The following is a 6,123-nucleotide window of genomic DNA, read 5'->3' as shown; positions in this document are numbered from 1 at the left end:
CAGCACCAGGGGCCGCCCGCCGGCGCGCCCCCGCCACCGCGCCTGGCGCCGCCGTCGGCGCCGGGGCACGCGCCTCGGCATGGCGAACCGCAGCCAGAGGAAGCGGAAGGCGCGGGCGAAACGACCTCGACGGGCGGGCAGTCGGTGGCCGAGCTGCTGGCCCGCCTGCAGGTGCAGCCCTCGGAAGGCGGCCGGCGGCGTCGCCGCGAAGGCTGAGCTGGGAGCTTCCTCACATTGGGAAACGCCTGGTGATCGACTAGAGTCTTGGTGACCGAACGGTACCCACCCGGTGGGACCGGAACGAAACAAGAAATCTGTGAGGTCGTCTGCGATGGTGCAGTTCGACGGTCTGCGCCCGGCCAGGCTCAAGGTGGGAATCATCTCGGCCGGCCGGGTCGGCACCGCGCTCGGTGTCGCGCTGGAGCGCGCGGACCACGTCGTGGTGGCGTGCGGCGCCATCTCCCACGCCTCGCGGCAGCGGGCCCGGCGCCGGCTGCCCGACACCCCGGTGGCGACGCCCCCGGACGTCGCCGCCGGCGCCGAACTGTTGCTGCTCGCGGTTCCCGACAGCGAACTCGCCGGCCTGGTGTCCGGGTTGGCCGCGACGTCGGCGGTGCGGCCTGGAACCATCGTGGTCCACACGTCCGGCGCCAACGGCGTCGGTGTGCTCGCGCCGCTCGCGCGGGATGGCTGCATTCCGCTGGCGATTCATCCGGCGATGACGTTCACCGGCTCTGACGAAGACATCAGCAGGCTGCCGGACACCTGCTTTGGCGTCACGGCGGCCGACGAGGTCGGATATGCGATCGGTCAATCGCTCGTGTTGGAGATGGGCGGCGAACCGTTCCGCGTCGCCGAGGACGCCCGCGTCCTCTATCACGCGGCCTTGGCCCACGCGGGCAACCACATCGTGACCGTGGTCGCCGACGCGCTGGACGCGCTGCGCGCCGCCCTGCGCGGCAGCGAACTGCTCGGCCAGCAGTCCGTCGACGACCAGCCGGGCGGTATCGCCGAACGCATCATCGGGCCGCTGGCCCGGGCGGCGCTGGAGAACACCCTGCAACGCGGGCAGGCCGCGCTCACCGGTCCGGTCGCGCGCGGCGACGCCGCCGCGGTCGCCGGGCATCTGGCGGCGCTGGGCCAAGTCGGACCCGAACTGGTGCAGGCGTATCGGACGAACGCCCTGCGAACCGCCCAGCGCGCACACGCTCCCCAAGACGTCATCGAGGTGCTGGCGCCATGAGACCCGGCAAGCCGCCGGCCTTCACGGCGGGCGAACTCAACCTGTATCCCAACCCGCGCGACGTCACCGACGTCAGCCGTGCCCTGCGCCACACCGGCCGCCGGGTGATGTTGGTGCCCACCATGGGCGCGCTGCACGACGGTCACCTGGCGTTGGTGCGTGCGGCCAAGCGGGTGCCCGGCTCGGTGGTCGTGGTCTCGATCTTCGTGAACCCGTTGCAATTCGGCGCCGGCGAGGACCTCGACGCCTACCCCCGGACCATGGACGACGACCTTGCGCTGCTGCGCTCCGAAGGCGTCGAAATCGTCTTCGCGCCAACGGCCACGGCGATGTATCCCGACGGCTTGCGCACCACGGTGCAGCCCGGACCGCTGGCCTCCGAACTCGAGGGCCGCCACCGGCCAACCCATTTCGCCGGCGTGCTCACCGTCGTGTGCAAGCTGCTACAGATCGTGCGTCCGGACCGGGTTTTTTTCGGAGAGAAGGACTATCAGCAGCTGGTGATGATCCGGCAGATGGCCGCCGACCTCAACGTGGACGTGCAGGTCGTCGGAGTGCCGACTGTCCGGGAAGGCGACGGCCTGGCGATGTCGTCGCGCAACCGCTACCTGGACTCCGCGCAACGTGAACTGGCCGTGACGCTTTCGGCCGCGCTTTCTGCCGCCGCGCACGCCGCGCACCACGGTCGCACGGCCGCGCTGGACGCGGCGCGCGCGGTGCTCGACGCCGTGCCCGCGCTCACCGTCGACTACCTCGAGCTGCGCGACCGCGAGCTCGGCCCGCCGCCCGCCCACGGCTGCGCCCGGCTGCTGGTTGCGGCCCGGCTGGGCACCACCAGGCTGCTGGACAACATCGAGTTGCAGATCGAAACACCCGCCGGCACCGCTGGGCCGGACGGTAACCACGAATACGCCCAATCACCTTGGAGGAAGTGATGCTACGGACGATGCTGAGGTCGAAGATCCACCGCGCCACCGTCACGCAGGCCGACCTGCACTACGTGGGCTCGGTGACCATCGATGCCGACCTGATGGATGCCGCGGACCTGCTCGAAGGCGAGCAGGTGACGATCGTCGACATCGACAACGGTGCGCGGCTCGTCACCTACGCGATCACTGGCGAACGCGGCAGCGGAGTGATCGGAATCAACGGTGCTGCAGCACATCTCGTTCACCCAGGCGACCTGGTGATCCTGATCGCGTACGGGACGATGGAGGAGGCGGAGGCCCGGACCTATGAGCCGCGGATCGTTTTCGTCGACGCCGGGAACAAGCCGATCGACCTCGGCCACGACCCGGCGTTCGTGCCCTCAGACATATCCGCCGCGGCCGAGCTGCTGGATCCCCGGATCGTTGCGCGGTAGCCGTGCTGCTGGCGATCGACGTCCGTAACACCCACACCGTCGTCGGGTTGATATCGGGCTCCAAAGAGCACGCAAACGTCGTGCAGCAGTGGCGGATTCGCACCGAGTCGGAAATCACCGCGGACGAGTTGGCGCTGACCATCGACGGTTTGATCGGCGATGATTCCGAGCGGCTCACCGGCGCCGCCGCGCTGTCGACCGTCCCCTCGGTGCTGCACGAGGTGCGGCTGATGCTCGACCAGTACTGGCCGTCGGTGCCCCACGTGCTGATCGAGCCCGGTGTGCGCACCGGCGTTCCGCTGCTGGTGGACAACCCCAAAGAAGTGGGTGCCGACCGAATCGTCAACTGCCTGGCGGCGTTTCACCATTTCCAAAGCCCGGCAATCGTCATCGACTTCGGGTCCTCGATCTGTGTGGATGTCGTGTCGGCCAAGGGCGAGTTCCTCGGCGGTGCGATCGCGCCGGGACTCCAGGTTTCTTCCGATGCCGCCGCGGCCCGCTCGGCCGCGCTGCGCCGCGTGGAGTTGACTCGACCCCGTTCGGTGATCGGCAAGAACACGGTCGAGTGCATGCAGGCCGGGGCGGTGTTCGGCTTCGCCGGGCTGGTCGACGGCCTGGTGGGTCGCATCCGTGAGGATGTGGACGGCTTCGCCGGTGACGACGTGGCGATCGTGGCCACCGGACACACCGCGCCGCTGCTGCTGCCCGAGCTGCAAACCGTCAGCCACTACGAACAGCACCTGACTCTGCACGGCCTGCGGCTGGTCTTCGAACGCAACCGCGACGCCCAGCGGGGCCGGCTGAAGACGGCGCGCTAGGGCGGCCGCCGGTCAGACCGGCCACGACAGGTCATTTAAGCTGGCAGGTCGTGAGTGACGCCCCAGACGCCGAAGCAGATATCCCCGAGCAGTACCGGATCCGCCGGGACAAGCGCGCTCGGCTGCTCGCCGAGGGGCGTGACCCCTACCCGGTCGCCGTCGAACGCACCTACACGCTGGCGCAGGTCCGCGAGGCCCACGCCGACCTGCCGGTCGACACCGCGACCGATGACCTCGTCGGCGTCGCCGGCCGGGTGATCTTCGCGCGCAACTCCGGAAAACTCTGCTTCGCCACCCTGCAGGAGGGCGACGGGACCACCCTGCAAGTCATGATCAGCCTCGACAAGGTCGGTCGCGATTCCCTCGACGCGTGGAAGACCGATGTCGATCTCGGCGACATCGTCTCCGTACACGGCAACGTGATCAGCTCACGGCGCGGCGAACTGTCCGTCCTCGCCGACTCGTGGCGGATGGCATCCAAGTCGTTGCGTCCGCTGCCGGTCGCGCACAAGGAAATGAGTGAAGAGGCGCGGGTGCGGCAGCGCTACGTCGACCTGATCGTCCGGCCGCAAGCCCGCTCGGTGGCACGGCAGCGAATCGCGGTCGTCCGGGCCATCCGTAACGCATTGGAACGGCGCGGCTTTCTCGAAGTCGAAACCCCAATGTTGCAGACGCTGGCCGGTGGCGCGGCCGCGCGGCCCTTCATCACACATTCCAATGCGCTGGACATCGATCTCTACCTGAGGATCGCACCGGAACTGTTCCTCAAGCGCTGCGTCGTCGGTGGCCTCGACAGGGTTTTCGAACTAAATCGAGTGTTTCGAAACGAAGGTGCGGATTCCACCCATTCTCCCGAATTTTCCATGCTGGAGACCTACCAGGCCTACGGAACCTATGACGATTCGGCAGTAGTGACGCGCGAGCTTATTCAAGAGGTCGCCGATGAGGCGATCGGAACCAGACAACTACCGCTACCCGACGGCAGCGTCTACGACATAGACGGAGAATGGGCGTCTATACAAATGTACCCGTCGTTGTCGTCGGCCCTCGGTGAAGAGATCACGCCAGAGGCGACAGTGGAAAAGCTACTCGGCATCGCTGAACGGCTCGGTGTCGAGATTCCCGGCGACCGGGGCTACGGGCACGGAAAGATCGTCGAGGAACTGTGGGAGCACACGGTCGGCAACTCGCTCGTCGCTCCCACGTTCGTGCGGGATTTCCCGGTCGAGACAACACCTTTGACGCGCCAGCACCGCAGCATCCCAGGCGTCACGGAGAAATGGGACCTTTATGTGCGCGGAGTCGAACTGGCCACCGGATACTCGGAGTTGAACGATCCGGTCGTGCAGCGGGAGAGGTTCGCCGCCCAAGCGCGCGCGGCGGCCGCAGGCGACGACGAGGCGATGGTGCTCGACGAAGATTTTCTTGCCGCACTCGAGTATGCGATGCCGCCGTGTACCGGAACGGGAATGGGTATCGACAGGTTGTTGATGACATTGACCGGACTGTCAATTCGAGAGACAGTTTTGTTCCCCATTGTTCGGCCACACTCGTAGGTGAAAGTTCAAACGCGTCTGTGAAAAGTTGAGCCCCTCGTGAAAGTTCAACGCTGCGGCCTCCGTACAGATTGAGTATGCTGCGTTGTTATGGCACATTGGTGACCGGGGAGGTCGATCCAATCTGCTCAGCAACTGCTCAGGACGAAATGCGAGGGTAAGACAATGGCAAAAAAAGTGACCGTCACCTTGGTCGATGATTTCGACGGTGCCGGCGCAGCCGACGAAACGGTCGAATTCGGGCTTGACGGGGTGACCTATGAGATTGATCTTTCGTCCAAGAATGCCGCGAAACTGCGCGGGGATCTGAAGCAATGGGTGGAAGCCGGTCGCCGCGTCGGCGGTCGCCGGCGCGGGCGTTCCGGCACGGGACGCGGCCGCGGCGCCATCGACCGTGAGCAAAGCGCGGCGATCCGCGAATGGGCTCGCCGGAACGGGCACAACGTCTCGACGCGCGGCCGCATCCCGGCCGACGTCATCGACGCCTTCCACGCGGCAACCTGACAGTCTTCAAACCGGCGCCCGGGTTCCAAGCCCGTGCGCCGGTTTGTCATTTCGCTGGGCGCGAAATGATCGTCGGGTCGCCCGGGAAACGAATTGCTACGTTGCAGCGTTCTTGGATGCGGGCGCAACGCCGCAGGCAGTCGCAGGTCAGATCGGTTCGGAACGAGCAAGTTGCGTCCGTAGCGAACGAGGCGCCGCAAGTTAGGCCCGCTGGCAAGCCGACCATTACAGTGGATGGCAGGTACGCGATTCCGGCCACAGGAGACCGGCAGGGTTTCTCGAAGGGCCGCTAACAGATTTGTACCGATGTTGAGGGAGAGCAGGTAACCCGATGTTTGAAAGATTTACCGACCGTGCGCGGCGGGTCGTCGTCCTGGCGCAAGAAGAGGCCCGGATGCTCAACCACAACTACATCGGCACCGAGCACATCCTGTTGGGTTTGATTCACGAGGGTGAAGGCGTCGCGGCGAAGTCGCTGGAGTCGCTGGGCATCTCGCTCGAGGGCGTCCGCAGCCAGGTTGAGGAGATCATCGGCCAGGGCCAGCAGGCCCCGTCGGGTCACATCCCGTTTACGCCGCGCGCCAAGAAGGTGCTCGAGCTGAGCCTGCGTGAGGCGCTGCAGCTGGGCCACAATTACAT

At 66.5% G+C, this 6,123-nt stretch carries 7 protein-coding genes and 1 pseudogene; all 8 read left to right on the top strand.

The annotated features are described in order from the left end of the window. Nucleotides 1–216, top strand: a pseudogene (locus tag Q0W90_RS22420) (hypothetical protein); the annotation flags it as partial. Between the two features lie 115 nt (nt 217–331). After that, nucleotides 332–1,243: a DUF2520 domain-containing protein gene (locus Q0W90_RS22415; protein WP_297599943.1), complete on the top strand. Its 912-nt coding sequence runs from the start codon at nt 332–334 to the stop codon at nt 1,241–1,243. Continuing rightward, a complete protein-coding gene (gene panC / locus Q0W90_RS22410) occupies nt 1,240–2,178 on the top strand; it encodes a pantoate--beta-alanine ligase (protein WP_297776713.1) in 939 nt (312 codons plus the stop codon). Before Q0W90_RS22415 ends, panC begins: the two co-directional genes overlap by 4 nt. Further along, nucleotides 2,178–2,606, top strand: a complete 429-nt coding sequence (panD, locus tag Q0W90_RS22405) for an aspartate 1-decarboxylase (protein ID WP_297599985.1) — start codon at nt 2,178–2,180, stop codon at nt 2,604–2,606. The genes panC and panD overlap by 1 nt, the downstream gene beginning before the upstream one ends. Before the next feature lie 2 nt (nt 2,607–2,608). Next, nucleotides 2,609–3,424 carry a type III pantothenate kinase gene (locus Q0W90_RS22400; protein WP_297599938.1) on the top strand — a complete coding sequence of 272 codons (816 nt, stop codon included), beginning with the start codon at nt 2,609–2,611 and terminating at the stop codon, nt 3,422–3,424. Between the two features lie 50 nt (nt 3,425–3,474). Continuing rightward, the gene (lysS, locus tag Q0W90_RS22395) at nt 3,475–4,980 is read left to right on the top strand and encodes a lysine--tRNA ligase (protein ID WP_297776710.1); all 1,506 of its coding nucleotides are present in this window, start codon (nt 3,475–3,477) and stop codon (nt 4,978–4,980) included. Between the two features lie 165 nt (nt 4,981–5,145). Further along, a complete protein-coding gene (gene lsr2 / locus Q0W90_RS22390; RefSeq protein ID WP_007772320.1) occupies nt 5,146–5,484 on the top strand; it encodes a histone-like nucleoid-structuring protein Lsr2 in 339 nt (112 codons plus the stop codon). 331 nt (nt 5,485–5,815) lie between these two features. Next, a partial coding sequence (locus Q0W90_RS22385) for a Clp protease N-terminal domain-containing protein (protein ID WP_297776708.1) occupies nt 5,816–6,123 on the top strand: 308 nt, incomplete at its 3' end.

The organism is Mycobacterium sp. (assembly GCF_025933915.1).
GTDB lineage: Bacteria > Actinomycetota > Actinomycetes > Mycobacteriales > Mycobacteriaceae > Mycobacterium.
This window is presented reverse-complemented; position numbering and strand designations above follow the sequence as displayed.